The organism is Kribbella rubisoli (assembly GCF_004217145.1).
Classification (GTDB): Bacteria; Actinomycetota; Actinomycetes; order Propionibacteriales; family Kribbellaceae; genus Kribbella; species Kribbella rubisoli.
This window is the reverse complement of sequence record NZ_SHKR01000011.1, coordinates 721,157-747,973: the sequence shown is the minus strand read 5'-3', so window position 1 is coordinate 747,973 and position 26,817 is coordinate 721,157. Positions and strand designations below refer to the sequence as shown.

The window sequence follows — 26,817 nt, the reverse complement described above, 5'->3', positions numbered from 1 at the left end:
ACAGGGGGAGCCGGTTTTCAGTTGCTGCAGGATTGCGGAGCGACCGACGGGGTGCTCGAGCCGCCGTCCGGGTCGACGAGCACCGGTCGCAGGTCGGTGACCTGGAGCGGGATCGAGCGGCTGAAGTCGAGTGGGATGTCGCCCTCCATGCCACCGCCGGTCCAGTGCACGTTCCAGTACGCCGTCGCCGTGACGGTGAAGGTGCCGCCCTTCTCGCAACGGGAGGTCTTGGCGTACCTGTAGCCGCACGTCGGCGAGGACGGCATGTCCTTGAGCGACTTCCCGGCCGCCATCACCTTCGTGAACGGGGTCCCCGCGCCCTTGCAGGTAACGGTCTTCCCAGCACCCATCGCCCACTCGATCCGCTCGACAGTGCCGGTCGCCTCGATCCCAACGCCCCCGATCGCCGCCCGCTTGGTCTGCGGCCCCGTCGTAGTCGAGCCAGGATCGGTCACCCACATCCAGACCGGCACATTCACGATCCCGACGTGGTTCACGCTCTGAACGTATGGCGAAAGCCCGAGCTGAGGCGCAACGAACTTCATAGTCGCCACCACCCGCCGAGCCGCCTCCCGCGGATCAATCGTCCGCGTCGCCCCCGGTGGGCGGTTAACTGACTCGAGTGTCAACTCGCCTACCGGTTTGCCGTCTACTACCCCGAGAATCTTCCAGCACCCGTAGAACCTCGTGCCAGGCGGGTAGTCGCTGATCGCGGTCCAATGGTCCAACGACCTCGGCGCGTCCAACGGGTAGAGGTAGCACCCCGACGCCGCATCGAAGAATCCGTCCTTCGTCCGGCACGGCACAACCTGCCCCTCGAACACACAGGCGGAGGCACCTGGCTTCTTCGCCCCGGGCGTGGCCTTGACCCTCTCGGTCGGTGGATGCCCGTCGTCGCCGACGGAGTAGACGCACTGCCCGGCGCTCCAGCCAGTGACGCAGCCTGGTGCGACGGGCGTGGGATCAGCGACGGCCGCGGATACCCCGACGACAGACAGAATCGCCACGACTCCGAACAGCTTGATGATCAGCATGTTGCGGGCTTTCTGCTTTGTGCGTAGTCAGCCTTCCAGGCTCCCTGGATACGGCGCATGCGCATCTCGTCGACGGTTTGTGCTGGTGTCCCGGGTAGCCGCACGCTCTTTCCCTTGGAATCCACGGCACCGGCCTTGGACGAGTCGACACAAGCACTCAGGATCAGGTCATTGATCTGACCCTGCGCGTCTGGTTTGCCGATCGTCAGCGGCTTGATCCAGACCACCTGCAAATGGCCGACGGAACGCCATTTGTAGCCGCGGAACTTCTCTGCCTCGATGGTCTCGGCTTTGAGCATCACGCCGCTTGCGTACCTGCTGAGCGCTGTCACATTGACTCCACCGCTCAGGTACATGGCATCCGTCGCGGCGACAAATCCCCGGTACGCCGCTGCCGCTGCCGCGACCGCGTCCTCTTCGGAGGAGACGGTTGGAGTGGGGGAGGGGGTCGGAGGCGACGCTGCCGGAGACGTCGGAGCCGTGTTGGGGTGACCAGCTGCCGGGGAGCCTTGGCAGGCGGTTAGCGCTAGGAGGGCGCTGAGGGCTGCGGTGGTTCCGAGGGCCGGGCGGTGGTGCATTGAGGCTCCGTTCTTGGGTGCTGTTGGTGTAAGGGTTGCATACGGAGGGTGTTCGTCGGGCGGGTTATCCACAGTGCTGCAGCTTGCTGCAATTGGGCTGGGTGGCTGTGGATAAGTGCGGGGCCGGCATGGTGTGGCGTCGTAGAGTCGGGGCGTGGCTACTGATGGTTCTGGGATTCGGTCGGTGGAGGACGTGCGGCGGGATGTTGCCGGGGTGCTGGCGCGGTTCCGGCGTGGGCGGACGATGCCGTTCAGTTTTGGCGACGGTGGGGTGCCGGAGGCGGTGCTGCTGACCTATGACCAGTTCGAGGATCTTGACGGGGAGTCGAAGTTCGAGCGTCGTCCTGGGGTGGTGGCGACGGAGACCGTGGCGGCGGGGCTGACGTCGATGGTGGATGCCATCCGCGACGGGGCCTTCGTGCCGGTGATCTGGGGCGATGGTGGTGAGCCCGAGGCCGTCATCATGTCGACCTCGCAGTACCGGCAGTTGCGTGGCGACGACGAGCCCCCGGCCGGGACGATCGACGATCCGACCCGCCGCGTGTATGCGTCCGAGCCGTTGCCGACCAGCCGTCCGATGACCGTCGACGAGTTCGCCGAGATGATGGGTCCTGAGACTCAGCGGATCCTCGATGAGATCCGCCATGAGGACGACACCTCGCAATGACGTCCGGCGACGGATACGAGCTGATCATCGGCGATGGGTTCGCGATGGACTTCCGGAGACTCACGGCGGCGGCGGGGCGAAACCCGGGCGGACCAGAGGATTACGTTCGCCGACAGGTCCTTCGTGAAATGGGGGAGCTGGCTGCTGGGACGTCGGATGGGCGTCATGCGCTCGGGTACGAGTCTGGGAAGGGGGATCTGCGGGACTGCGTGACTGCTTATCTGCAGTCTGATCCGCAGCAGAAGGCGGACTATCGGCTGGTGTTTCGGGAGATGCCGGCCGTGGAGCCCGGCGGACTGCCTCGGCGGGAGTTGCTGGCTGTCAAGCCGCGGCGAGGTGCCGGCAATATCTACGAGCACACGTGTGCGCGGCTCAATCGGAATCTTCACGACCGTCAGCCGGGTCTGAATGCGTTCGGTGACCGGATGCCGAGCATCAGGCAGAACCAGGCGCAGCGCCAGGCTGAGCTCGATGCCAACCGCGCGATCGCGCACGCGTTTCCCGGACAGGTGCCCTTGGCAACATCACGCCCGTTGGCGGCATCCCGTTTCGGCGTCCGCCGGACAGACTCCTCGCCGCGACCTGGCCACGGCCTCGACCGCTGACGATCAACCAGCAGAGAGCAGGAGTTCGCTGCCGAACACACGCTGTGACCAGCTTGTTCGGGGGTACCTGACGTGACAGGCTGGCTGGGTTTGTTCTTCGGGTGAAGGGGTCTGCCATGCGGTTTCAGGTTGGTCGGGAGTCGGTGGGAGACCTTACGTTCAGTGATGTGTTCCTGGTGCCTAATCGGTCCCGGGTCGCGTCGCGGCTGGATGTTGATCTTTCGACCCGGGACGGGAGTGGGGCGTCGATTCCGGTGGTGGCCGCGAATATGACGGCCGTGTCGGGGCGGCGGATGGCGGAGACGATGGCTCGGGGTGGCGGGCTTGCGGTGATTCCGCAGGACATTCCGGTGGATGTCGTCGCCGAGGTGGTCGCGTGGGTCAAGGAGCGGGATCCGGTGCACGACACCGCGTTGACGCTGCCGCCGACGGGGACCGTGGGTGAGGCGTTGAATCTGTTGCCGAAGCGGAATCACGGCGCGGTCGTGGTTGTCGATCACGGGCGACCGGTCGGGGTGGTGACCGAGGCGGACTGTGCGGGTGTCGATCGGTTCACACAACTTGAAGGGATCATGTCCCGGGAGTTGCTGACGTTGCCGCAGGGGATCGATCCCGAGTCGGCGTTCAACCAGTTGCACGACGGGCGGCACCGGCTCGCGCCGGTGGTGGATGCGAATGAGCAGATCGTCGGCATTCTGACGCGGCAGCGCGCGCTGCGCGCCACCTTGTACGAACCGGCGCTGGATGCGAACGGCAAGCTGCGGATCGCCGCCGCGATCGGGATCAACGGGGATGCCGAGCAGAAGGCGAAGGCGTTGCTCGACGTCGGCATTGACGTACTCGTGATCGACACCGCGCACGGGCATCAGGAGCGGATGCTCGAGGTCGTCGAGCGGGTCCGCGCGCTCGGGCCGGCGGTGCCGATCGTGGCCGGCAACGTGGTCACCGCCGAGGGCGTCACGGATCTCGTCAACGCCGGCGCCGACATCGTGAAGGTCGGTGTCGGACCGGGCGCGATGTGTACGACGCGGATGCAGACCGCCGTCGGTCGTCCGCAGTTCTCCGCCGTGCTCGAATGCGCGACGCGGGCCCGTGAACTCGGCAAGCACGTCTGGGCGGACGGCGGCGTACGGTATCCGCGCGATGTCGCGCTCGCCCTGGCGGCCGGGGCGTCGAGCGTGATGATCGGATCGTGGTTCGCCGGTACGTACGAGTCGCCCGGCGACCCGCACCGCGACAGCCAGGGCCGGATCTACAAGGAGAGCTTCGGGATGGCGTCCGCTCGCGCCGTACGATCCCGGACGGCCGACGACACGCCGTTCCAGCGGGCCCGGAAGAGCATCTTCGAGGAGGGCATCTCGACCGCCCGGATGTACCTCGACCCGGAGCGCCCGAGCGTGGAGGACGTGCTGGATTCGATCGTCTCCGGCATCCGCAGTTCCTGCACGTACGTCGGTGCCGCGAACCTCGCCGAGTTCCACGAGCGGGCCGTGGTCGGGCTGCAGACTGCCGCCGGATACGCCGAGGGCAAGCCGCTCGACACGAGCTGGCAGGTGTAATCGTATACATCCGATCTCATCCCCGGGGTGAGATTGAGGGCACAACAAGGTCATGCGGAGGGCGATGGTCACCCTCGGCGTTCGGTGGCACCGTGTAGTCAGCGGGGGGAGGAAGGGACACCGAACGACCGTCGGGGGGTCGCCGATCTCGCAGGGGGCGTGGGATCGATCGACGCGGGGGCTCAACAGTTACAGGTGTCCCACTCGTGGTCGCGGGTGGTGCAGGAGAGTTCGGCCGAGGCTTGGGAGGGCGACTCGGGAACTCACACTCACCGCCCGCGACCGCCGTCGCTCCACAACATCTGTCCACAATCATCGGGCATCGCTTGGCAAGTCGCTGGTACAGCGGCATAGTCAAGGGATCGATGCTGCCGTGCTGTGTGGGGAGCCGACGTTGTGGAGTCAGACAGGGGCGCCCCGCTGCGGGTTGACGCAGAGACCGCGATCGTCCTGCGCGAGGCCTACCACAAGATCGAAGCGCTGTTCCGCTCCGACCACTACGGCCTGTACGACTACGTCCGGGTCGTAGCCGGCAAGGTCGCGCGCGTCGACGCGTTCTTCGTCGGATTCCTGCAGGGCAGCAACCGGGTGCGGTACCCGTACGGCTACGACAAGGGCCACTACGTGAACCCGGATACCCACAATTTCGGGCCGAACGGGCAGACTGCGTGGGTGGTGAAACACCGGCAGACGTACCGGTTCGCCTATGACAACGGGTTCGCGCTGCATGCCGGCGTACCGGTGGGGGATCTGGGGCGTCGGTCCGAGGATGCGGTGACGGTGCCGATCTTCCGGCCGTCGAAGGACGGGCCCGATCAGCTGTTCGGGCTGTTGTCGATGCAGAGCTACGAGCCCAAGTCGTACGACGACAACGCCGTCCGCGCGTTTGAGTGGCTGTGCTCTGTGGTGGAGCGGGTGCTGACCCGTGAAGGCGAGGACCGCGACGCCTTGCGGCGACTGCCCGCGGGTGATGTCGGGCCGAACCTGCTGACGTCGGACCACGTGATGGAGTACCTGACCCACCGCGTCGCATCAATCCGCGAGATCGCAGCGGAGGCGGAGACCGAGCCCGACGTGAGTGCCGCCGTACGGACGCATCTCGAGCGGATCATCGACGCGACCGAGCACATCCAGTCCGAGTTGATCGAGATGCTGATGGAGACCGACGAGGGGCCCGAGCGCCGGTTCGTGAGCCTGACCAAGACGCAGCAGACGGTCGCCGTACTCCTGGCCGACGGTCTCGACAACGACCAGCTGGCCGTCGAGCTCGGCATCAGCCTCAACACGGTCAAGACGCACCTGAGTGCGATCCTTCGCAAGTACGGATTCCGTAGTCGTGCGCAGGTCAGCGATGACGTCCGCAAGTACTTGGCGCGCTGATCTCGACATACTTGAAGACATGAAGTAACTTCCGGAGGGCTGTTAATTCCGAATTATCCCACCGCCCCTGGGAGGCCCTCGTGCCGCTCGATCCTGTGTCCCGCCGTGCCTTCCTGGCTACGAGCGGCGGGCTCCTCGCCAGTCTGACGCTGCCCTCGCTTCCCTCGGAGGCAGCCGCTCCGGCTGTTCCGTCGACGGATCTCGCGCGCTATCGCCCGGTGCGCGCCTCGTCGAGTGCGTACGCCGCGACGCCGCCCGAGTTCGTCGTCGACGGGCTCGCAGTGCCGGGGGTGCGGGGCTCCGGGTGGCGGGCGGCCGGGGGCGATCCGCAGTGGATCGTGGTGGATCTGCAGGGGCGATGCCGGGTGGATGCGGTGCGGTTGACGTTCGAGGCGACGGCGCAGGACCCGGCGTTCGACTTCTCCGGCGGGAATCCGTACGGGAACACGACCGGTCAGGAGTTGCTGTCCAGTTCGCCGCTCGACTTCCGCGTGGACACTTCGACGGACGGCGCCTCCTGGCACACGGTTCATCAGGCGACCAACAGTCCGGGAGGTACGGTCGATATCGCGCTGGACAGTCCGGTCACCGCGCAGTACGTGCGTCTGACCGGGACGCGGCAGGCGAACGCGAATGCCCTTGGTGTGAACGGCTTACAGGTCTGGGGCACCACGACGGCATCCCGCCCGCCGGCCACGGGCTGGACCGATTGGAGCCGGCACACCGACAAGCCGCCGTCGCTGCGCAAGGCGGATGACGGGACGTTCCCGATCGAGTCCGGCTGGACGCTCACGATGGACGACTTCGCCGGTACGACGGATGGCGCCGTACTCGCGCAACCGGGTAGGGACACGTCGACGTGGCTGCCCGCGACAGTGCCCGGCACCGTGCTCGGATCGCTGGTCGAGCAGGGGCACCTGCCGGATCCGGTCGAGGGGATGAACAACCTTGAGATCCCGGAGGCGCTCAGCCGGCACGCTTGGTGGTACCACCGGAAGTTCGACCGGCCGGCCGGGAACGGGTCGCGGGTGTGGCTCGAGTTCGACGGCATCAACCATCAAGGCGACGTCTGGCTGAATGGAACGCAGGTGGGGACGGTCAAGCATCCGTTCGCGCGCGCGGCCTTTGACGTCACCGCGGTTCTGAAGGCGAAAAACGCGCTCGCGGTGAAGATCACGCCGATGCCGCATCCCGGAACCGCTGGTGACAAAGGCGATTCGGGGCAGTCGTTCGTCCAGTCCGCCACGTTGTACCTCGACTCGCCGACGTTGCTGGCCGCGTCCGGATGGGACTGGATGCCGGCGGTCCGCGACCGGGCTGCGGGCATCTGGAACCACGTGCGGTTGCGCTTCACGGGCGATGTGGTCGTGGGCGATCCGCGTGTGGTGACCAGGGTGCCGAGCGTCGATCGGGCGACCGTTGCCGTCACGGTGCCCGTCCGCAACGCGGCCGACGCGCCTCGCACGGTCACGGTGAAGGCCCAGTTCTCTGGCCGTACTGCGAGTAAGTCCATCACCATGCCGGCGGGCGCTAGCACGGACGTGGCTTTCGATACAGAAACCATCGACGAACCTGACCTGTGGTGGCCGAACGGGTGCGGCGAACCCACGTTGCACGAGTTGACCGTGACCGCGAGCGTCGGTGGGGTGGTGAGCGACAGCCGGGCCACGACCTTCGGGATCCGCGAGTTCGGGTACGACTACGACCTGCCGATCGTCATCGACCCGGCGACGAACAGCGCTGCGCAGACCGTCACCTTCTCGAAGCAGACCGCGCAGTACCTGCGGATCCAAGGGCGTCGGCGGGCGACCGGATGGGGCTATTCGCTGTGGACGTTGGCGATTCGCGACTCGTCCGATCCGTCGGTGGATCTGGCCCGCGCGGGTACGGCGACCGCGTCGTCCGACGACGGGAGCCCGGCGGCGCAGGCCATCGACGGGAACGACCGGACCCGCTGGTCCTCGCAGTACGACGATGACGAATGGATCCAGGTGGATCTCGGTGCGCCGAAGGCGTTCGACCGGGTCGAGTTGTTGTGGGAGACGGCGTACGCGGCGCTGTTCACGATCCAGGTGTCGCAGGACGGCGCCACGTGGACCGACGTGGAGGACGTCAGCAACGCGCCGGTGCCGTTGAAGATCAGTGTGAACGGCGTACGCGTGTTCTGCCGGGGCGGGAACTGGGGCTGGGACGAGCTGCTGCGCCGGATGCCCGAGGAGAGGCTGCGGGCCGTGATCGGCATGCATCGGGACATGAACTTCACGATGATCCGCAACTGGATCGGCTCGAGTACGCGTGAGGAGTTCTACCAGGCCTGCGACGAGAACGGGATCCTGGTCTGGAACGACTTCTGGGAGGCCGGCCCGTTCACCGACGACCTGCCCGGGTACGCCGAGATCGCGCGCGACACGATCGTCCGGTACCGGACGCATCCGTGCATCGTGATCTGGTGCGGGGCGAACGAGGAGAACCCGCCGGCCGCGATCGACGCCGCGATCACCGCCGCGGTCCGGGAAGAGGACGACGAGATCCTCTACCTACCGAACTCGGCGGCCGGGTTCGTGTCCGGGCACGGGCCGTACTACTGGGTTGACCCGGTCAAGTATTTCGACCCGAACACCTATGACACGTTCAACTTCGGCTTCCACACCGAGATCGGCATGCCGACGATCCCGGTGGTCGAGAGCATGCGCAATCTGGTCGGCGACGGCGATCCGGGGTGGCCGATCGGTACGCCGTGGTACCACCACGACTGGTCGATGCATGGCAACCAGCGGCCGGACACGTATCTCGGCGCGATCGACGAGCGGCTCGGATCGTCCAGCGGGCTGGAGGAATTCACCCGCAAGGCGCAGTTCGTGAACTACGAGAACATGCGCGCGATGTTCGAGGCCTGGAACGCGCACTTGTGGACGGACGCGTCGGCGTTGCTGCTGTGGATGTCGCATCCGGCCTGGCATTCGACTGTTTGGCAGACCTACGACTACGACCTGGACGTCAACGGCAGTTACTACGGTGCTCGCAAGGGTTGCGAGGCGATCCATGTCCAGGCCAATCAGACCGACTGGACCACGGTCGTCGTCAACCACACTCGCAACTCGGTGACTGCAACAGTCGAAGCCGACCTCTACGACCTCGCAGGCAATTTGCTTGCTACTAGCAACCAGGCTGTAACGGTTGAAGGAAGCAACAAGCGTGAGGCCTTCGCGGTGGCGTTCGGAGCTGAGCTGCCTGACCTTCACATACTTCGGTTGAAGCTCACGGGCGCCAATGGTGTGCTGTCCGAGAACACCTATTGGCGCTACCGAAAGCCTGCGGATATGCAGGAGCTCAACGAGTTGCCCAAGGCCCGTTTAGAGGTGCGGTCGAGCGGCAGGAACTCGACGGTTCGCAATACCGGGACGGTGGTTGCCGCGATGGTGCGGGTGTCGTTGCGGGATCGGGCGGGGGAGCGGGTGCTGCCGGCGACGTACTCCGACAACTACTTCTGGCTGCTGCCGGGGGAGACGCGCACGATTACCGTGACCACGCCGAGCTCGGCCTCCGGCACGAGGCTGGAGGCCGAGCCCTACAACAACTAGTAGGAGCGGGCGACGTACGCGATCAGGTCGGGTTCGGTCTCGTCCAGCGGCAGGGTGCCGTCTGGGCGTTGGAGGCAGCGGACCGTCATGCCGGACTCGGCCAGACGGTCCTCGCCCTCCTCGCCGATTGCGGCGTACGGCAGGCTGGCCCAGCCGGCTGCGGCTGCTTCCACGGCCTCGTCGACAGTCGCCACGGCAGTGGTGCGTGCGGTGTGGCGAGCCGTCGCTTCCTCCAGGAGATGCGCCTGGTCGGCGTCGATTGCGTTGACGACGGTTGACGTGAGCTCGGAAAGGTTGACGGCGGTCTTGGTGGAGTCGCGGAGACGGCGTACGACGGTTGCCGCGTCGGCCGCCAGATCGCGCGGGCCGAGCTCGATCCGGATCGGGACGCCCTTGAGCTCCCAGTTGACCGCGCGGCGGCCGAACGGCTGGTCGGTGCGATCGTCGACCAGCACGCGCAGGCCGGCGGCCTCGAGGTCCTTAACGATGCGCTGGGCAGCCTCGACCGTTTCGTCCCTGACGGCGAGCACGACGACCTGGATCGGCGCGACCGTGGGTGGGACGCGGAGGCCGGCGTCGTCGCCGTGCACCATGATCAGGCCGCCGACCATGCGGGTGGTGCTGCCCCAGGACGTGGTCCAGGCAAGCTCGCGTTCGCCGTCGCTCGACAGATAGTTGATGTCGAAGGCGCGGGCGAAGTTCTGGCCGAGTTCGTGGGACGTGCACATCTGCAGGGCTTTGCCGTCGCCGGTCATCGCCTCGAGGGTCATGGTGTTGATCGCGCCGGCGAAGCGTTCGCGGCGGGTCTTGCGGCCGGGGGTGACCGGGATCGCGAGGACGTTGACCATGACGTCGCGATAGACGTCGTACAGGACCTTGGTGGCGTACGCGCGGGCGTCCTCGAAGGTGGCGTGTGCGGTGTGGCCTTCCTGCCAGAGGAACTCGGTGGTGCGCAGGAACAGGCGGGGGCGCAGCTCCCAGCGGACCGCGTTGGCCCATTGGTTGAGGAGGAGGGGGAGGTCGCGGTAGCTCTGGATCCACTTCGCCATGTACTCGCCGATGACGGTTTCCGAGGTGGGGCGGATGACGGCGGGTTCCTCGAGTTGTTTGCCGCCAGCGTGCGTTACCACGGCGAGCTCGGGGCTGAAGCCTTCTACATGCTCGGCTTCACGTTGGAGGTAGCTCTCGGGGATCAGGAGGGGGAAGTAGGCGTTTTCGGCGCCGGTTGCTTTGATGCGGCGGTTCATTGCCTCCTGCAACAGTTCCCAGATCCCGTAGCCATACGGTCGTACGACCATGGTCCCCCGCACGGGCCCGTTGTCGGCGAGCTCGGCTTTGGCAATCACATCCTGGAACCATCGGGGGTAGTCCGTAGCCTGCGAAGCAAGCACGGAACGGGTCGTAGTCATGCCCGCCAGTGTAGGAAGGCGATCGATGGTCCGGCCACGCATTTCTCGCGCGGGCCTTCAGCGGGCTCTCAGGCAGTGAAGTTCATGCCGCTGTGCACCGGCGTTCATCACCGGATCGAAAGGTTGGCCCGTATCCGCTCGTACCTGGAGGAACACTGTGAGAGTACGTCGTGCGCCTGTGATCTCTGCTTGTCTGGCTCTGGTCGGGCTGGCGGTCGGCATTCCGTCCGCTGCCGCAGACCGGGGACCACAGACCTACACCTTCGCCGTGATCGGCGACATTCCCTACGGCCCGGCGCAGATCGCCCGGTTCCCGAAGGTGGTCGACCAGATCAACGCGGACAAGCCGGTCAAGCTGGTCACCCACCTCGGCGACATCAAGGACGGCTCGTCGGTCTGCAGCGATGAGTACTTCGCGCAGGTGAAGTCGCAGTTCGACCGGTTCGCGGACCCGTTCGTCTACACCGTCGGCGACAACGAGTGGACCGACTGCCACCGGGCCAACAACGGCGGCTACAACCCGTTGGAGCGGCTCGCGAAGGTCCGGCAGGTGTTCTTCCCGCAGCCCGGCCGGACGCTGGGGCGGCACCCGGCGAAGGTCGAGACCCAAGCGGCGCAGGGCATCCCGGAAGACGTCCGGTTCACCCGGGACGACGTCGCCTTCGCGGCTCTGCACATCGTTGGCAGCAACAACAGTATGGCGCCGTGGACCGGCAAGACCGCGCCGACGCCCGAGCAGGCCGCCGAGGTGCTGAACCGGACGTCGGCAGTGATGCAGAGCATCCACGACACGTTCGCCCAGGCCCGCGACGACCACAACAAGGCCGTGGTGCTGCTGACCCAGGCAGACATGTTCGACCCGACCGTGACGAACCCGGCCTTCGCGGACTACTACGCGTTCCAGCCGATCGTGCAGGAGATCGCCCGCGAGGCGGCGAACTTCCGCGGCCCGGTCTACCTGTTCAACGGCGACAGCCACGTCTACAACAGCGACAAGCCGCTCGCGGCGAGCTCGGCGTGGACCAAGTTCTACGGCGTCACCACGCCGGTGGAGAACTTGTCGCGTATCACCGTGGACGGGTCGACCGGCGACAACGACTACCTGCGCGTCACGATCGACTCCCACAATCCCGCCGTTCTGACCTGGACGCGGGTCCCGTTCACCTCCTGAACGCCGAAGCGCCCGGTGACCACATGGGGCACCGGGCGCTGCGTTCTGCTGGGTCAGATTGAGGCGAGCGCGTCGTTCCAGGTCTTCGACGGACGCATCACCGCGGCGGCCTTGGCCGGGTCGGGCTGGTAGTAGCCGCCGAGGTCTACCGGGCTGCCCTGGACGGCCAGGAGCTCGGCGACGATGGCTTCTTCGTTGGCGGCCAGGGTTTCGGCGAGGAGGGTGAAGGCCTTGGCGAGGTCGGCGTCGTCGGTTTGCTTGGCCAGCTCCTGGGCCCAGTACAGGGACAGGTAGAAGTGGCTGCCGCGGTTGTCGATACCGCCGACGCGACGGGTCGGCGACTTGTCCTCGTTCAGGAAGGTGGCGGTCGCCCGGTCCAGCGTGTCGGCCAGGACCTGCGCCCGCGCGTTGCCGGTCGACTGGGCCAGGTGTTCGAAGCTGGCGGCGAGGGCGAAGAACTCGCCGAGGCTATCCCAGCGCAGGTAGTTCTCCTTGACCAGCTGCTGCACGTGTTTCGGCGCCGAACCACCCGCGCCGGTCTCGAAGAGACCGCCACCCGCCATCAACGGCACGACCGACAGCATCTTCGCGCTGGTGCCGAGCTCGAGGATCGGGAACAGGTCGGTCAGGTAGTCACGCAGTACGTTGCCCGTCACCGAGATCGTGTTCTCGCCGCGGCGGATCCGCTCCAGCGAGAACTTGATCGCGTCGACCGGCGCCAGGATGCGGATGTCCAGGCCCTCGGTGTCGTGCTCGAACAGGTACGTCTGCACCTTCGCGATGATCTGGGCGTCGTGCGCCCGGGTCTCGTCCAGCCAGAACACCGCCGGGTCGCCGGTCGCGCGGGCCCGGTTGACGGCCAGCTTGACCCAGTCCTGGATCGGCGCGTCCTTTGTCTGGCAGGCGCGGAAGATGTCGCCGGCCGAGACGGCCTGCTCCAGTACGACGTCACCGGCGGTGTTCACCAGCCGCACCGAACCGGTGGTCTGGATCTCGAAGGTCTTGTCGTGCGAGCCGTACTCCTCGGCCTTCTGCGCCATCAGGCCGACGTTCGGCACCGAGCCCATCGTGGCCGGGTCGAACGCGCCGTTCGCGCGGCAGTCGTCAAGGACCGCCTGGTAGATACCGGAGTAGCTGTGGTCCGGCAGTACGGCGAGGGTGTCGTGCTCCGCGCCGTCCGGGCCCCACATGTGCCCCGACGTACGGATCATGGCCGGCATCGACGCGTCGACGATGACGTCCGACGGCACGTGCAGGTTGGTGATGCCCTTGTCCGAGTCGACCATCGCGAGCTTCGGGCCGTCGGCGAGCTCGGCGTCGAAGGACGCCTTGATCTCCGCGCCCTCGGGCAGCGTCGCGATGCCGTGCAGGATGCCGCCGAGCCCGTCGTTCGGGGTCAGGCCGGCCTTCGCGAGCACGTCGCCGTACTGCGCGAACGTGTTCGGGAAGAAGGCCCGGACGACGTGGCCGAAGATGATCGGGTCGGAGACCTTCATCATGGTGGCCTTCAGGTGCACCGAGAACAACACGTCGTCGGCCTTCGCCTGGGCGATCTGCGCGGTCAGGAACTCGCGCAGCGCGGCGACGTGCAGCACCGACGCGTCGACGATCTCACCGGCCAGCACCGGGATCGACTCGCGCAGCACGGTGGTCGTCCCGTCGTCGCCGACGAGCTCGATCCGCAGTACGTCGTCGGCCTCGAGGACGGCCGACTTCTCGGTCGCCCGGAAGTCGTCGGTGTCCATGGTCGCGACGTTGGTCTTGGAGTCGGAGCTCCAGGCGCCCATCCGGTGCGGGTGGGTCTTGGCGTAGTTCTTCACCGAGGCGGGCGCGCGGCGGTCGGAGTTGCCCTCGCGCAGGACCGGGTTCACCGCGGAGCCCTTGACCTTGTCGTAGCGGGCCTGGATCTCCCGCTCCTCGTCGGTCTTCGGCTCGTCCGGGTACTCCGGCAGGGCGTAGCCCTGGGACTGCAGCTCGGCGACGGCGGCCTTCAGCTGCGGGAGCGAGGCCGAGACGTTCGGCAGCTTGATGATGTTCGCCTCGGGCGTCTTGGCCAGCTCGCCGAGCTCGGTCAGCGCGTCCGCGATCCGCTGGTCGTCCTTCAGGTACTCCGGGAAGAGGGCCAGGATGCGGCCTGCCAGTGAGATGTCCCGGGTCTCAACTCCGACACCGGCCTGGCCGGCGTACGCCTGGACGACAGGGAGGAACGAGTACGTGGCGAGCGCCGGAGCCTCGTCGGTGTGGGTGTAGATGATCGTCGAGTCAGTCACAGCCCCACCCTAATGGGCGTTCCGGCCGGGCCGTCCCCGGCGTGGGCAGGCTCACGCCCCGTGCGGGGCTCGGCTGCGGAGATCAGTCAGTCGAGCTCGTCGGGGTGAGCAAGTGTGATACCGCTCGCCACGGTGACCGCGCTGGTGAACGCCAACGTGTCGATCGGGGATGCCGCCGCGACCGTCGCACCGGCCAGCGAGGCCAGGCCCTTGGCGCCGTCCCAGGTGCAGTCGATGAACACCGCCTTGGCCGCCTTGACCTGGGAGAACTCCACGCCGGACAGGTCGCAGCCACGGAACACCGTCCCGGTCAGGTCCGCGGAGACGAAGTCGGCGTTCTGCAGCCGGCAGTCGGCGAACTCGACCTTCACGAACTTCGCGAACCGGAATGACCCGAAGTCGAGCACGCTGTCCCGGACCGTTGTGTGCTGCAAGCTCGCCCCGGACCCGGCGAACCCGATCATCCGCGACGCCGAGATCGCCACCCGGGTCAGCGCCGCGTCCGCCCAGCGGGCGTTCGCGAGGTCGCACTGGGCCAGCTCCGTGTCGACCAGGATCAGTTTGTCCAGGTCGGACCCGGCCAGCTTGCACCGGGTCAGCCGGCACCCGCTGATCTCGACGTGCTCGGCCTCCAGGTCGCTGAGATCCAGGTCGTCCAGTGCGAGGTCGAGCAACCGCTGCTCGTCATCGATGTCGTCGGGCGTGGGCGTGGCCGGCTCGAGCTGCGAGCGCAGTCGAGGTCCGGCGATCGCTGCGGCGGACTTCCTGGTTGCCATGGCGTCAACCTACCCACGCCGACCGACAACGGCCGGATCCCCAGGCCACCACAATCGCTGCCTCCGGCCCGCCGCCCGCGGGGCTGCGAGGGATTCGGTGGATTGTGATGGCCTGCAGATCCGTCACGCACTGCGCAGGTAGTGCGCCGCGGCGCCGATCAGGGCGGAGTGCTCGGTGTCGTGGGTGGCGGAGACCGGGAAGGGGAGGGCCGGGGTGACGAGGTCGAAGGCGCCGGAGATGGAGCCGCCGAGGACGGTCTTCGTCACGGCGAAGCGGGCCAGCCAGGGCTCGAGGGCGGCGGCCAGGTCGGTGAAACACGCCGTCAGCACCTCGTGTGCGGCGGTGTCGCCGGCCCGGGCCTGGTCGGCGATCTCCTTGACGCCGGCGGCCTCGGTCCCGGTGCGGTCGGCGTACCGGCGGAGGATCGCGCGCGCCGAGATCGAGTCCTCGAGCGGCTTCCCGGCGTACGTCGTCTTGTAGAGCTCGCCGCCCGGCGGGACCGTGCCGCCCTCGCGGACCACCAGTCCGTCGGCAAGGAACGCCGTACCGATGCCGGTGCCGATCGTGACGCCGAGGCAGTGCTCGACGCCGCGGACCTCGCCCGCCGTCCACTCACCGACCGCGAACGCCTCCGCGTCGTTCATGAACAGGAGCCGGTCGATGCCGAGCTCGGCGCTCAGCGCGGCGCCGAGGTTGAACCCGTACAGCTGGTCGAACTTGCCCTGCCCGCGGTACCACGCCACGCCCGTACCGAAGTCGAACGGGCCGGGCAGCGCGACCGCCAGACCGTTTGCCAGCGGCAACTTCCGGGCCGTTTCCGCGAGCTGCCCGACCACCACCTCCGCGGCCGCCTGGGACTCGAGCTTGGCCCGGTCCACCTCGGTCACGTCCCATGTCGCCGGCCGCACCACGGCCGCCGTGACGTGGCTTCCCCCGATCTCCAGCACCGCTACGTCCATCCGGACATCATCGCAAAGAGTCAGTACCGCTCCTTGAACACCTGCTTCCCGGAGTCGTTGTACATGGTGATGTAGATCGGGTCGGTGGTCCCGTTCCTGATGTCGTCGGTGTACACGCGGTGGACCCAGTAGCCGTCCTTGATGGTGGCGTCGGCATGTTGCCCGAGGCCCGAGAACGCGATCCGGGTGACTCCCTCCGGCACCCGGCCCGCGTAGCTGTAACGCACTCCCATGCACAACGTGCTCCGGTCGTCTCGGTCGACCGGCTCGTCGCCGCACGCCATGCTCCAGTAGCGCTGGATCTGGTACGGGCGCGTGACGATGCCGACGTTGAGCAGCGTCGCGCCGAAACCACCCAGCGGCCGGCCGTTGATCGGTACTCCGGCCACGCAGTACGCGTACTGCGAACCGTCCGGCGAGCGTCGTACCGTGATCGCGCCGTCGAGGTCGGTCACCTCGACCACTTTGTCGGTCCAGGTGCTGACCACCTCCCGGCGCCAAGCGTCGTCGTTCGCGGTCCGGAAGAAGTCGTCGGACTTGGCACACAGGTCGGTGACCATCTTCGGCTGGGCTATGGTCGCCGGCTGCGGTGCGGTCCTGCCGAGATGTCCTACCAGCAGTACGGCGATGACGGCGGTTGCAGTGGTAGCTGCCGTCGCGCCCGAGATCACGGCGCGGCGGACCCGCGTACGGTGCCGTCCGGCGGCGACCAGGTCCGCCACGTCCGGCGTGAACGTCGCGGGGCGATCGGCGGCCTGGCCCAGCAAGGTCTTCAGTTCAGTTGTCATCTCAACCCCTCACAGCCAGGTCGGAAAGCTCGGCGAGGGCCGGGTGCGTACGCAGTTTCTCCAAGGCGCGCAACGTCTGGCTCTTCACCGTCCCGGGGCGGCAGTCGAGGGCGGCGGCGGTTTCCTCGACGGACAGTTCGTCGAAATACCGCAGTACGACGCAGGCACGCTGCCGGGGAGGGAGTTCGGCCAGGGCCTTGGTGATCACGAGGCGGTCCTCGAGTACGCCGAGCGGATCGGTGCGCTCGGTCTCGTTGACGAAGTAGTCGTCGCCACCGACGACCTCTTGGCTCGATTTGCGGCGCAGCGCGTCGAGGGTCGTCGAGACCACGACCTTCCGCGCGTACGCACCGACAGCGCCTTTGCGCTGGATCCGCCCCCAGACGCGATACAGCCGGATGAGAGCCTCCTGGGTCGCGTCCTCGGCTCGACGCCAGTCACCGCACAACAGGTAAGCGGTCCGGCACAGAGCGTTAGCTTGATGCGTGACGAACTCGACGTAGTCCTGCTCGGTCTCCGCCCTCACCCGCAGCCCTCCCCAGTCATGCCGGGTCAAACGTGGTGGGCCCGTCCCCAGGTTGCACCGATCCGGCAAGATTCTTTCCATGGTCGGCGGTCCGCGGGTCAGCATCGGGTGACGACCGAGGGAACCCGGACCCGTTCCTGTCCGTAGAGTGAGTGGCCGAGGGGAATGACATGCCGACCGAGAGCAGGACGACGTCCGTGGTCGCGGCGCTGAGCGTCGCGGTGGCGGTGGTCGGTCACGTGCTCGTGGGCGGCGGCGGTGTGCCGCTCGGCGTCGTACCTCCGCTGGCTGCACTGGCCGGGGTGTGCTGGCTGCTGGGGGAGTACCTCGCCGGGGAACGGTTGCTGACGGCACTCGTCCTGGCCGCGGTCCAGCTGTTCGTGCACGTCACGCTGGACTCGGCGAGCATGCACGACGGAATGGCGATGTCGCCAGGTGTCGGCAGCAGCTTGATGATGACCGCCACGCACCTCTCGGTCCTGATGGCCGGCGTGCTTGCGGTCAGCCAGGCCCACCGTTGGATCACGCGCGTCGTACGCATCTTCGCGCGGTTCCTTCCCCGGCTGCCGGTTCTGCATCCGGTGCCGGGGCGCGCCCGCAGGTTCGTCGTGGTGTCCTCGCCGGTGCGGCTTGCCGCGTCATGGCTCGAGTCGAACGTTTCCCGCCGCGGGCCTCCCGGCGTACGAGTGATCGCTGCTGTCTGAACCGGCCTACGGGCCGGATTACTCGTATGCCTTGAAAGGTTCTCTCATGCCCAAGAGATTCGTCCTGCGCGCCGGCGCGATCGTCGCGGCGTCCGCGCTGGTCGTGATCGGCGCCGCGGGATCGGCGTCCGCGCACGTCACGGTGTCCTCCCCGGACGCCAAGCCCGGCGGGTACGCGAAGCTGGTCTTCCGCGTGCCGACCGAGTCCGACAACACCAGCACCACCAAGCTCGTCGTCAGCCTGCCCAAGGACCATCCGTTCGCGTCCGTCGGTGCGCAGGTGAAGGACGGATGGAAGGTGGAGAAGAAAGAGGAGAAGCTGCCGGCCGAGGTCAAGGTCGGCGACGTGACGCTGACCAAGGCGATCACCACGGTCACCTGGACCGCGACCGCGGGCGGCATCCCGGCGAACGACTTCGACGAGTTCGCGTTGTCGGTCGGCCGGCTGCCGGACGGGGTCGACTCGCTGAGCTTCCCCGCCGTGCAGACCTACAGCGACGGTGAGGTGGTGAAGTGGTCCGACGTCGCCAAGGACGGTGCGGACGAGCCCGAGCACCCGGCGCCGACGCTGAAGCTGGCGGCCGCTCTCACTCCGGTGGCGGCGACAACGTCGGAGGGTACGTCGGACACATTGGCGCGCTGGCTCGGCGCTGGTGGGCTGCTCGTCGGGCTGATCGGCCTGGCCTTCGGGCTTCGGCCGCGTCGTCCGGCTTCTGCCCCTGTGGAGAAGCAGTAGCCGTGCGTCGACTGATCGCAATTCTGGTGGCGTCGCTGTTCACGCTGGTGGTTTCCACCGGCGTGGCGGCGGCGCACGCCAAGCTCGAGTCGATGACGCCGACGGACGGTTCGTCGATGGCCGCGCCGCCGACGAAGGTGATCCTGACCTTCAACGAACCGGTCGGGTCGAACGGGACGCAGGTGCAGGTCAATTCGCCCAGCGGTAAAAACGTCGCGAACGGCGACGCCGAGGTGGTCGACAACACGGTCACCCAGCCGGTCGGCGCGATGATCGAGGCCGGGAAGTACACCGTCGAGGCCCGGGTCGTATCGGCCGACGGGCACCCGATCACGATCTCCGGGTCCTTCAGCGTCACGCACGCCGGTCATCCCGCCACGCAGCCCGCCGGTACGCCGGCGGCCTCCGAGGGCAACGGCAGTATGGTCACGATCGTCGCGATGTGCCTGGTGATGCTGGTGGTCGTGGCGCTCGCGATCGTCATCGTCCGTCGTCGCCCGGCGGCCTGATGAGCAAACCGCTGCCGCCCGCCACCGTCCGCCCCGTCGGGCGGGCCGGCCGGCTCATCCTCGGGATGGTTGCCTCCGGCATCGTTGTGATGGTGGCGGCGCTGTACGCCGCGGGCGGTGCGCCGCAGCGGGCGGTGGACGGGCTGCTCGGCGCCGGCCTCGGTGTGTCCTGGGCGGTTCCGGTACTGCGGATCGTCGCCGACGCGTCCGCCGTCGCCACCGGCGGAGCGGTGCTGGCGGTGCTGCTGTTCCTGCCTGCGGATGGCGGAAAGCTTGGCAGTAAGGCGATTCGGGCCTGCCAGGACGCGGCGTTGGCGGCCGGGATCTGGGCGGTGGCAAGCATCGGCGGGTTGATCGCCACGGCGACAGTGATTCTCGGCATACCGCTGTCGCATCTGGCGGAGCATGCCGAGCCGGCTGGTCAGCTCACGCAGGTGCGCGCCCTCGCGGCTGCCGTCGTACTGACCGCAGTGTTGGCTGTTGTGTTGAGCGGCGTGAAGACGATGCGCGGTGCGCGGCTTGCCGCCGTACTGACGGTTGCCGCTCTGACGGGACCACTGCTGACGGGGCACGGTGCGCTCGATCGGACGAGCGCGTGGTCCGTTCTCGCGACGACCTCGCTGGTCGTGCACGTTGTCGCCGCGACCGCGTGGGTCGGCGGATTGGGCGCCGTACTGCGGTATTCGCGTTCGCGCCAGGCTGTCGAGGTGTTCAGCGCGCTCGCGCTGGTGTGCGCGGTGACGATCGGGCTCACGGGTCTGCTGACGGCCGAGATCCACCTCGGCGGCCGGCAGGACGGCTGGGGCCTGATCACGCAGTGGGTGACGAGCGGGTACGGCGCGTTGGTGCTGGGCAAGACCCTGGCGTTCACGACGCTGGTCATCATCGGGCAGCTGCACCGGCAGAGCACGCTGCCGCAGTTGGAGGCGGGTGATCCGGTCGCGTTCCGGCGGCTCGCCGTACTCGAACTGCTGGTGATGGCCGGCACGATCGGCCTCGCGGTCGCCTTGTCGCGCACGCCGTAGCGGACTCGATGACATGTCAACAGATATCCGTACACTGTCTTCATGAGTGAACCGCAGTGGCTCGATCAGCGTGAGGCGCGGCTCTGGCAGTCGTACCGGGACACGCATCGCGAGCTCATGCGCGCGCTCGAGGCGCGAATGATCGGCAATTCGGGCCTGTCCGGCGCCGATTACGCCCTGCTCCATCCGCTGTCGGAGGCGGAAGACGGCGTACTCCGGACTCGCGACCTCGGCCGGTCCGTCGGCTGGGAACGTAGCCGCCTGTCCCACCAGGTCAGCCGGATGGAGAAACGCGGCCTGGTCTGCCGCGAGGAATGCGCCGCCGACGCCCGCGGCTCGATGGTCCGGCTCACCGAACTCGGCCGCAAAGCCATCGACGCCGCCGCCCCCGACCACGTCGCTGCCGTCCGCGCCTACTTCTTCAACCGCCTCAGCGCTGACGAGCAGGCCCAACTCACCACCGTCCTCGACCGCATAGCCGCCGACCTACCGGTCACCTGCACCCCCTCGGACTGCGACGACTAACACTGCTCGAGCCCTCTCGGCGACGCTGCGGATCGTAGCCGAGGGGAAGGTCGTGGTGACACGCCGTTACGGCGAGCGGGGGCGGGAGCGGGGTCGGAAGAATGATCGCGTCGGGTTCGGATGCGCGCTGGATTTGACAATCGTTTTCACTAACGTGAGGATGTGGCGCGTGTCCGAGGCGTTGAGCAGGCGTGGGTTCCTGGGGGTGGCCGGTGCCGCCGGGCTGGCTGCGGTGGCCGGATGTGGGGCGGACGGTGAAGCGGCGGCGCAGCCCAGGCAGGGCGGGCGGTTGCGCGCTGTGTACGCCGGGGGCGGGGCGAAGGAGGTGCTCGACCCGCATGTGCAGAGCCTGTTCGTGGACATCGCACGGCACAAGGCGATGTACGAGAAGCTGGTCGAGCTCGGACCGGATCTGAAGCCGGTGCCGCGGCTGGCGTCGAAGTGGGAGCACGACGGGACGGCGACGACCTGGCGGTTCAGCCTGCAGGACGCGAGCTTCCATGACGGCGCGAAGCTGGTCGCCGAGGACGTGTTGTTCAGCCTCGCGCGGATCGCCGATCCCGCCGTGCCGGAGCGAGTCGCGCAGTCGTCGCTCGCGACGCTGGATCTCAAGCGCAGCAGGGCTCTGGGGCCGTCGACGGTCGAGCTGGTGCTGACCGCTCCGAACGCGGAGTTCCCGGCGCTGCTTGCCGGCATCGGCACGCAGATCGTGCGCAACGGATTCAAGGATCCGGCCAAGCCTCTCGGCACCGGTGCGTTCCGCTTCGCCTCCTTCGAGGCGGGGCGGTCGATGGTCGCCTCGCGGTACGACGAGTATTGGGACGAGCCCGCACGGATCGAGGAGTTGCACATCCTGTCCGCGGACTCCGAGGCGAGGGCGAACGCCGTACAGGGTGGGCAGGCGGAGTACGCGAACGACATGACTGCGACGTTCGCGCGGACGGCCGGGAAGGCGGTGCGGGTCGTCGCGGCGAAGGCCAGCACGATGCAGGCGTTCGTGATGAAGGTCGATCGGCCGCCGTTCGACAATCCCGACGTACGGCTCGCGTTCAAGCTGCTTGCGGATCGGCAGCGGCTGGTGGATGTCGTGCTCGCGGGGCGCGGCGAGGTCGGGAATGACCTTTTCGGTAAGGGGTATCAGTACTACCCCGCCGATCTGCCGGCCCGCGAGCGTGATGTGGATCGAGCGAAGGCCTTGCTGACGAAGGCAGGGCTGGTGGGGAAGGAAGTGGAGATCTTCACCGCGGATGCCTCGGCCGGGTTCGTCGAGGCGGCGACGTTGTTCGCGGACCAGGTCGCGGAGGCGGGGGTGCGGTTGAAGGTGACGACGGGGAGTCCGCAGACCTACGCCAAGGACCTGCTGACGAAGGGTGCTATTGGCAACCATCGGTCCGGCGCGATGCCCATCCCGCAGTACTTCACGGATCGGTTGCTGTCGCGTTCGCCGTTCAACGTGACGCACTGGAGGCGGCCGCAGTTCGACGCCGGGTTCGCTGCGGCGCGGGCGATCACGTCTGAGAGCGAGCGGTCCGAGAAGTACGGCGGGCTGCAGAAGACGTTGCGCGACGAGGGCGGGATCCTGGCGTGGGGCCTGCCGGACTATCTCGTCGCGGTGTCGGCCAAGGTGCAGGGTGTGCAGGCGGTGCCGCCGAACACGCTGGATCAGGGGCGGTTCGACAAGGTGTGGCTGGCCTGAATGCGGTCGTACGCCGCTCAGCGGGCGCTGCTCGCGGTTCTGCAACTGGCCGTGCTGTCGGTGTTGGTGTTCGTGCTTACGTCGTTGCTGCCGGGGGATGCGGCGGAGCTGCGGTTCACCGAGACGCTGACGCCGGAGCAGGTCGCTCGGTTGCGGGCTGAGCTCGGGCTGGACCGGCCGGCGCCGGAGCGCTTCGTGCACTGGTTGGGGAACGTGCTGACGGGTGACCTGGGCACGTCGCTGATCAGCGGGGGACCTGTGATCGACATCGTGCGGTCCTCGATCGGTGCGACGTTCGTGCTGACGGTCGCGACGCTCGCGATCGTGGTGCCGCTGGCCGTTGCCCTGGGCATCGTGATGGGGACGCGGGAGAACGGGCGGATCGATCGGGCGATTACGTCGGTGACGCTGGCGCTGTCGGCGATCCCGGACTTCGTCATCGCGGTCGTGCTGGTTGCGGTCTTCTCGCTGCGACTCGGTTGGCTGCCGGCGACGTGGGTCGGCGGGGATCTGCTCGCGTCGCCCGCGCTGTTGGTCCTGCCGGTGGCGGTCCTGTTCGGTCGCACCGTCTGCCTGCTGTCACGCCAGGTCCGGGCCGGCACGATCAACGCGCTCCACGCCGAGTACGTCGTCCAGGCGCGGCGGCTCGGCGTACCCCGTCGTCAGCTCCTGCTCCGTCACGTCCTCCCGAACGCCGCCGTACCGGGTGTCCAAGAACTGGCCCGCACCGGCGACACGCTCCTCGGAGGAGTCCTGGTAGTAGAAGCCATCTTCGCTATCCCCGGCTTCGCGACGGCCTTGGTCGACGGCGTGGAAACCCGCGACATCCCCACTGTGCAAGGTCTGACGCTGGTGCTGGCGGTCGCAGCGCTGCTCATCAACCTGACGGCAGACCTCGCCTGTAACCGCTTGGTCCCGCGAACGGCCCTGCTCCGATGAACCGGCGTGGATGGATCGCAGCCGGGTTGATCGCCGTGCCGTTGGGCATCGCGATTCTCGGGCCTCTGGTGTCGTACGAGGTGGGCAAGGGCCTGCCTTACTCGTCCGAGGGTCTGTTGGGGACGGACGGGCTGGGGCGGGACGTGTTCGGGCTGTTGTTGGTGGGCGGGCGAACTGCGTTGGGGATGGCTGTCGGCGCGGTGGTGTTGGCGTACGTCGTGGGTGGGGCGATCGGGCTGGTGGCGGCGTCGACCCGGCATCGGTGGTTGGACGAGGGGTTGATGCGGCCGCTGGATGTGCTGTTGCCGTTGCCGTCGTTGCTGGTCATCAGTGTGGTGGCCGTCGGATGGCGGGCGTCCGCGCTCGCGATCATGATGGCGGTGGCCATGGTCAACGTGCCGACGGTGGCACGGCTCGTCCGCGCGGCGGCGTTGGATGCGGCGAGTGGGCCGGTGGTTGAGGCGTTGCGGATGCAGCGTGAGTCGTGGTTCGCGATTCAGATCGGGTACGTCGGGCGCTCGGTGCTGGGTCCGGTGGCTGCCGACCTCGGCACGCGGATCACGCTCGCAGTCTTCCTGGTTGCCTCGGTCAACTTCCTCGGGCTGGGGTTGAGCCCGACGGCGCCGGACTGGGCGGTCAGTGTGTCCCGCAACCGCGAGGGCCTGTTGCTCCAGCCGTGGTCGGTGCTCGCGCCGGCGCTTCTCCTCGTCTCCTTCACGCTGGGCTTCAACCTGCTCGCCGACCGCCTGGTGCACAGGTCGCGGCAGATGGCGGCCGTATGACGCTGGCGCGAGTCGACGACCTGAGAGCTACGGCTGGGTCGGCGATTCTCGTGGATGGAGTGTCGTTCGAGGTTGTCGCCGGCGAGGTGACGGCGCTCGTCGGCGCCTCCGGGTCCGGTAAGACGACGTCCGCGTTGGCGTTGCTCGGCGAGCACGGTGGCGGCGTACGGCTCGACGGTCGGGTCGAGGTCGGCGGTGAGGTGGTTGTCGACAGCAACGGGCGGACCCAGGCCGACGTGCGTGGGCGCGTGGTTGCGTACATGCCGCAACATCCGGGCAGCGCACTCAACCCGGCCCGGAGGATCGGTACGACGTTGCGCGAGCTCGCGAAGCTTCACGACGGCGATGTCGAGGAGGCTGTCCGCGTAGCGCAGTTGCCGGGCGACCGCGCGACCCTGAAGAGGTTTCCGCATCAGTTTTCCGGCGGGCAGCGGCAGCGGGTCGCGCTGGCACAGGCCTTGACGTGCGGACCGCGGGTGCTGGTCCTTGACGAACCAAGTACCGGACTCGACTCGATCACCCGCCTGCAGTTGGTCCAGGAGCTGCGTGAACTGACCGGGACGGGACTGGGGATCTTGTTGCTCAGTCACGATCTCGACCTCGTGCGGGCGCTTGCAACCCGGGTCGTGGTGCTTGACGCGGGCCGAGTGGTCGCCGACGTACTGCCGGCGTCGCCCGACCTGCCCGCGACGGGAACCTCCACCGGTGGGCAGCCGTTGCTAGAGGCAATGAACCTGTCTGCTTCGCTGCGGCCGCGCGGTCGCGACGTCGTACTGCGTGATGTCGCCGTCGAGGTCCGTGCCGGCGCCTGTCTCGGCATCGTCGGGCGGTCCGGCAGCGGCAAGACCACCCTCGCCCGCTGTCTCGCGGGTCTGCACGAGCGCCACACCGGCCGCATCCGCCTCGACGGCGAACCGCTGCCGGTCCTCCGTAACCGCACCCGCGAGCAGACCCGCCGCGTCCAGTACGTCTGGCAGGAGGTCCGCGGCTCGTTCGACGAGCGTCGCCCCGTCGATCAGCAGGTCGCCCGTACGGCGCAACGCCTCCGCGGCCTCCCAGCGCAACAGGCCCGAGAAGAAGCACAGGCCACCCTCGCGAGACTTGGCGTCGCCGCGATCACCGCGGCCCGCCCGCCGAGCCGGCTCTCCGGTGGTGAGCTCCAACGCGCAGCCCTCGCCCGAGCCGTCCTCGCGAACCCCGACGTACTCATCTGCGACGAGATCACCACGGCCCTCGACGACCGCGGTACGGCGCTTGTCCTCGACCTGCTCACCGAGCTGAAGACCCGTGGCACGGGGCTGATCTGGATCGGCCACGACCTCGGTCTGGTCGCAACCGTTGCGGATCAGGTCCTGGTCCTCGACGAGGGCCGCGTGGTCGAACAAGGCCCGCCGGCGACCCTCACCACAGAACCACACCATGAACTGACCCGCCGGCTGGTGGCAGCCGCGCGGATCGGTGCCCCTCAATCTCCGCCCGTGTTATCCATCGACACAAGGAGCGAACCGCGCCGATGACGCGACTGCACGACCACCTGGCGGAGGCCATCAAAGATCCCGATCCGATCCGGGTCGGGGATGATCTGATCTGCCTGCGGTTCGAGACCATGAAGGTGTACTCCGCGCTCGGCGCCGTCCGCCACCTGCTCGAGACCGGACGGGTACGGCGTGGCGACACGCTGATCGACTCCTCGAGCGGGATCTACGCGCACGCGCTCGCGCTCGCCTGCCACCGGTACGGGATGAACTGCCACATCGTCGGCTCGACCACGGTCGACCGGACCCTGAAGATCCAGCTCGAGATCCTCGGCGCGACGGTCGAGCAGGTGCCGTCCTCGAACAACCTGCAGCTCGACCAGAACCTCCGGGTCCGCCGGATCGGCGAGATCCTGCGTGACAACCCGACCTACCACTGGATGCAGCAATATCACGACGACATCCACTATCTCGGGTATCGCGCGGTTGCTGATCTGGTAGCGGAGGTGGTGCCGGACGGACCGCTGTGTCTGGTCGGCGGGGTGGGTACGGGCGCGTCGACCGGCGCGATCGCGGCGTACCTGCGGGAGCGTGGGCGGGATGTGAACCTGGTCGGCGTGCAGCCGTTCGGCAGCATCACGTTCGGGGCCGGCCACACGCAGGATCCGGACATGATCATCGCGGGGATCGGGAGCTCGATCGAGTTCCGCAACGTGCGGCACGAGTTGTACGACCGGCTGCATTGGGTCTCGTTCGACTACGCGATGTCGGCGGCGGTCGACCTGCTTCGGACGTCCGGGGTCTTCGCTGGGTTGTCGGCCGGGGCGGCGTACCTGTCGGCGTTGTGGGAACACGGCTGCGACCGCGGCCGCAAGCACGTCTTCCTGGCCGCCGACACCGGGACCCGCTACGTCGAGTCCGCCTTCGCCCGCCACGCCGAGGCTCGCCCGATGGCGTCGATGCGCCCCCTCGAGATCGACTCCCTCGACGACCTCTCGGTCCCGTGGTCCGCCATGTCCTGGGACCGCCGCGAGTCGGCACTGGCCCACCACGAGAAACTTCCATCTGCGACCCCGTCGCATTAGTGTGTGCCCGTGACTGCAACCCCGAAAGGCTGGCCGA

The 26,817-nt window shown here is 67.8% G+C and carries 24 protein-coding genes; 16 read left to right on the top strand and 8 right to left on the bottom strand.

What is annotated here, in order from left to right:
- Positions 1-17: 17 nt before the first annotated feature.
- The gene (locus EV645_RS06375; RefSeq protein ID WP_130440688.1) at positions 18-1,034 is read right to left on the bottom strand and encodes a hypothetical protein; all 1,017 of its coding nucleotides are present in this window, start codon (positions 1,032-1,034) and stop codon (positions 18-20) included.
- Positions 1,028-1,366, bottom strand: coding sequence for a hypothetical protein (locus EV645_RS06370; protein ID WP_130440686.1), 339 nt, complete (start codon positions 1,364-1,366; stop codon positions 1,028-1,030). The genes EV645_RS06375 and EV645_RS06370 overlap by 7 nt, the downstream gene beginning before the upstream one ends.
- A gap of 400 nt (positions 1,367-1,766) precedes the next feature.
- Here EV645_RS06370 and EV645_RS06365 point away from each other — a divergent pair, with 400 nt between their 5' ends.
- The 5 genes from EV645_RS06365 to EV645_RS06345 all read left to right on the top strand — a co-directional run bounded on the left by EV645_RS06365 (position 1,767) and on the right by EV645_RS06345 (position 9,404).
- Positions 1,767-2,279: a hypothetical protein gene (locus EV645_RS06365; RefSeq protein ID WP_130440684.1), complete on the top strand. Its 513-nt coding sequence runs from the start codon at positions 1,767-1,769 to the stop codon at positions 2,277-2,279.
- Positions 2,276-2,884, top strand: a complete 609-nt coding sequence (locus EV645_RS06360) for a hypothetical protein (RefSeq protein WP_130440682.1) — start codon at positions 2,276-2,278, stop codon at positions 2,882-2,884. Before EV645_RS06365 ends, EV645_RS06360 begins: the two co-directional genes overlap by 4 nt.
- A 116-nt stretch (positions 2,885-3,000) precedes the next feature.
- Positions 3,001-4,443: a GuaB1 family IMP dehydrogenase-related protein gene (locus EV645_RS06355; RefSeq protein WP_130440680.1), complete on the top strand. Its 1,443-nt coding sequence runs from the start codon at positions 3,001-3,003 to the stop codon at positions 4,441-4,443.
- Positions 4,444-4,839: 396 nt separating this feature from the next.
- The gene (locus EV645_RS06350; RefSeq protein WP_130440678.1) at positions 4,840-5,823 is read left to right on the top strand and encodes a helix-turn-helix transcriptional regulator; all 984 of its coding nucleotides are present in this window, start codon (positions 4,840-4,842) and stop codon (positions 5,821-5,823) included.
- Between the two features lie 80 nt (positions 5,824-5,903).
- A complete protein-coding gene (locus tag EV645_RS06345) occupies positions 5,904-9,404 on the top strand; it encodes a discoidin domain-containing protein (RefSeq protein WP_198681485.1) in 3,501 nt (1,166 codons plus the stop codon).
- Here EV645_RS06345 and proS read toward each other — a convergent pair.
- Positions 9,401-10,813 (bottom strand): proline--tRNA ligase, encoded by a 1,413-nt coding sequence (gene proS / locus EV645_RS06340; protein ID WP_130440677.1) that lies wholly within the window; start codon positions 10,811-10,813, stop codon positions 9,401-9,403. The two genes, EV645_RS06345 and proS, sit on opposite strands and share 4 nt — an antisense overlap.
- Before the next feature lie 157 nt (positions 10,814-10,970).
- On the opposite strand from proS, the gene EV645_RS06335 reads away from it, so the two are divergent.
- The gene (locus tag EV645_RS06335) at positions 10,971-11,984 is read left to right on the top strand and encodes a metallophosphoesterase (protein ID WP_130440675.1); all 1,014 of its coding nucleotides are present in this window, start codon (positions 10,971-10,973) and stop codon (positions 11,982-11,984) included.
- Between the two features lie 53 nt (positions 11,985-12,037).
- Here EV645_RS06335 and EV645_RS06330 read toward each other — a convergent pair whose 3' ends face one another.
- The 5 genes from EV645_RS06330 to EV645_RS06310 form a co-directional block, all read right to left on the bottom strand.
- Complete coding sequence (locus EV645_RS06330) at positions 12,038-14,254, bottom strand: NADP-dependent isocitrate dehydrogenase (RefSeq protein WP_130440673.1); 2,217 nt, start codon at positions 14,252-14,254, stop codon at positions 12,038-12,040.
- Between the two features lie 86 nt (positions 14,255-14,340).
- A complete protein-coding gene (locus EV645_RS06325; protein ID WP_130440671.1) occupies positions 14,341-15,030 on the bottom strand; it encodes a pentapeptide repeat-containing protein in 690 nt (229 codons plus the stop codon).
- 123 nt (positions 15,031-15,153) lie between these two features.
- Positions 15,154-15,990 carry an ROK family protein gene (locus EV645_RS06320; RefSeq protein WP_130440669.1) on the bottom strand — a complete coding sequence of 279 codons (837 nt, stop codon included), beginning with the start codon at positions 15,988-15,990 and terminating at the stop codon, positions 15,154-15,156.
- Positions 15,991-16,010: 20 nt separating this feature from the next.
- The gene (locus EV645_RS06315) at positions 16,011-16,778 is read right to left on the bottom strand and encodes a hypothetical protein (protein WP_130440667.1); all 768 of its coding nucleotides are present in this window, start codon (positions 16,776-16,778) and stop codon (positions 16,011-16,013) included.
- A 1-nt stretch (position 16,779) separates the two neighbouring features.
- Positions 16,780-17,304: a SigE family RNA polymerase sigma factor gene (locus tag EV645_RS06310; RefSeq protein ID WP_198681484.1), complete on the bottom strand. Its 525-nt coding sequence runs from the start codon at positions 17,302-17,304 to the stop codon at positions 16,780-16,782.
- A gap of 170 nt (positions 17,305-17,474) precedes the next feature.
- Between EV645_RS06310 and EV645_RS06305 the strand changes: the two genes are divergently transcribed.
- From EV645_RS06305 to EV645_RS06260, 10 genes are all read left to right on the top strand, one after another.
- Positions 17,475-18,008 carry a hypothetical protein gene (locus EV645_RS06305; RefSeq protein WP_130440663.1) on the top strand — a complete coding sequence of 178 codons (534 nt, stop codon included), beginning with the start codon at positions 17,475-17,477 and terminating at the stop codon, positions 18,006-18,008.
- Between the two features lie 46 nt (positions 18,009-18,054).
- Complete coding sequence (locus EV645_RS06300) at positions 18,055-18,744, top strand: YcnI family copper-binding membrane protein (protein ID WP_130440661.1); 690 nt, start codon at positions 18,055-18,057, stop codon at positions 18,742-18,744.
- Positions 18,745-18,746: 2 nt separating this feature from the next.
- Positions 18,747-19,253, top strand: a complete 507-nt coding sequence (locus EV645_RS06295; RefSeq protein WP_130440659.1) for a copper resistance CopC family protein — start codon at positions 18,747-18,749, stop codon at positions 19,251-19,253.
- Positions 19,253-20,278, top strand: a complete 1,026-nt coding sequence (locus tag EV645_RS06290) for a copper resistance D family protein (RefSeq protein ID WP_130440657.1) — start codon at positions 19,253-19,255, stop codon at positions 20,276-20,278. Before EV645_RS06295 ends, EV645_RS06290 begins: the two co-directional genes overlap by 1 nt.
- A 42-nt stretch (positions 20,279-20,320) precedes the next feature.
- Positions 20,321-20,803, top strand: coding sequence for a MarR family winged helix-turn-helix transcriptional regulator (locus tag EV645_RS06285; RefSeq protein ID WP_130440655.1), 483 nt, complete (start codon positions 20,321-20,323; stop codon positions 20,801-20,803).
- Between the two features lie 169 nt (positions 20,804-20,972).
- Positions 20,973-22,499 (top strand): ABC transporter substrate-binding protein, encoded by a 1,527-nt coding sequence (locus tag EV645_RS06280; protein ID WP_198681483.1) that lies wholly within the window; start codon positions 20,973-20,975, stop codon positions 22,497-22,499.
- Positions 22,500-23,438, top strand: coding sequence for an ABC transporter permease (locus tag EV645_RS06275; protein ID WP_130440653.1), 939 nt, complete (start codon positions 22,500-22,502; stop codon positions 23,436-23,438).
- Positions 23,435-24,220, top strand: coding sequence for an ABC transporter permease (locus EV645_RS06270; RefSeq protein ID WP_130440651.1), 786 nt, complete (start codon positions 23,435-23,437; stop codon positions 24,218-24,220). Before EV645_RS06275 ends, EV645_RS06270 begins: the two co-directional genes overlap by 4 nt.
- Positions 24,217-25,737 carry an ABC transporter ATP-binding protein gene (locus EV645_RS06265; RefSeq protein WP_130440649.1) on the top strand — a complete coding sequence of 507 codons (1,521 nt, stop codon included), beginning with the start codon at positions 24,217-24,219 and terminating at the stop codon, positions 25,735-25,737. Before EV645_RS06270 ends, EV645_RS06265 begins: the two co-directional genes overlap by 4 nt.
- Positions 25,734-26,780 carry a pyridoxal-phosphate dependent enzyme gene (locus EV645_RS06260; RefSeq protein ID WP_198681482.1) on the top strand — a complete coding sequence of 349 codons (1,047 nt, stop codon included), beginning with the start codon at positions 25,734-25,736 and terminating at the stop codon, positions 26,778-26,780. The genes EV645_RS06265 and EV645_RS06260 overlap by 4 nt, the downstream gene beginning before the upstream one ends.
- Positions 26,781-26,817: the final 37 nt, after the last annotated feature.

Bases quoted from the DNA above. Each gene is read 5' to 3' on its own strand.
- EV645_RS06285 (WP_130440655.1), top strand. From the start codon at position 20,321: ATGAGTGAACCGCAGTGGCTCGATCAGCGTGAGGCGCGGCTCTGGCAG.
- EV645_RS06265 (WP_130440649.1), top strand. From the start codon at position 24,217: ATGACGCTGGCGCGAGTCGACGACCTGAGAGCTACGGCTGGGTCGGCG.
- EV645_RS06275 (WP_130440653.1), top strand. From the start codon at position 22,500: ATGCGGTCGTACGCCGCTCAGCGGGCGCTGCTCGCGGTTCTGCAACTG.
- EV645_RS06290 (WP_130440657.1), top strand. From the start codon at position 19,253: ATGAGCAAACCGCTGCCGCCCGCCACCGTCCGCCCCGTCGGGCGGGCC.
- EV645_RS06300 (WP_130440661.1), top strand. From the start codon at position 18,055: ATGCCCAAGAGATTCGTCCTGCGCGCCGGCGCGATCGTCGCGGCGTCC.
- EV645_RS06260 (WP_198681482.1), top strand. From the start codon at position 25,734: ATGACGCGACTGCACGACCACCTGGCGGAGGCCATCAAAGATCCCGAT.
- EV645_RS06305 (WP_130440663.1), top strand. From the start codon at position 17,475: ATGCCGACCGAGAGCAGGACGACGTCCGTGGTCGCGGCGCTGAGCGTC.
- proS (WP_130440677.1), bottom strand. From the start codon at position 10,813: ATGACTACGACCCGTTCCGTGCTTGCTTCGCAGGCTACGGACTACCCC.
- EV645_RS06360 (WP_130440682.1), top strand. From the start codon at position 2,276: ATGACGTCCGGCGACGGATACGAGCTGATCATCGGCGATGGGTTCGCG.
- EV645_RS06325 (WP_130440671.1), bottom strand. From the start codon at position 15,030: ATGGCAACCAGGAAGTCCGCCGCAGCGATCGCCGGACCTCGACTGCGC.
- EV645_RS06315 (WP_130440667.1), bottom strand. From the start codon at position 16,778: ATGACAACTGAACTGAAGACCTTGCTGGGCCAGGCCGCCGATCGCCCC.
- EV645_RS06375 (WP_130440688.1), bottom strand. From the start codon at position 1,034: ATGCTGATCATCAAGCTGTTCGGAGTCGTGGCGATTCTGTCTGTCGTC.
- EV645_RS06320 (WP_130440669.1), bottom strand. From the start codon at position 15,990: ATGGACGTAGCGGTGCTGGAGATCGGGGGAAGCCACGTCACGGCGGCC.
- EV645_RS06270 (WP_130440651.1), top strand. From the start codon at position 23,435: ATGAACCGGCGTGGATGGATCGCAGCCGGGTTGATCGCCGTGCCGTTG.
- EV645_RS06355 (WP_130440680.1), top strand. From the start codon at position 3,001: ATGCGGTTTCAGGTTGGTCGGGAGTCGGTGGGAGACCTTACGTTCAGT.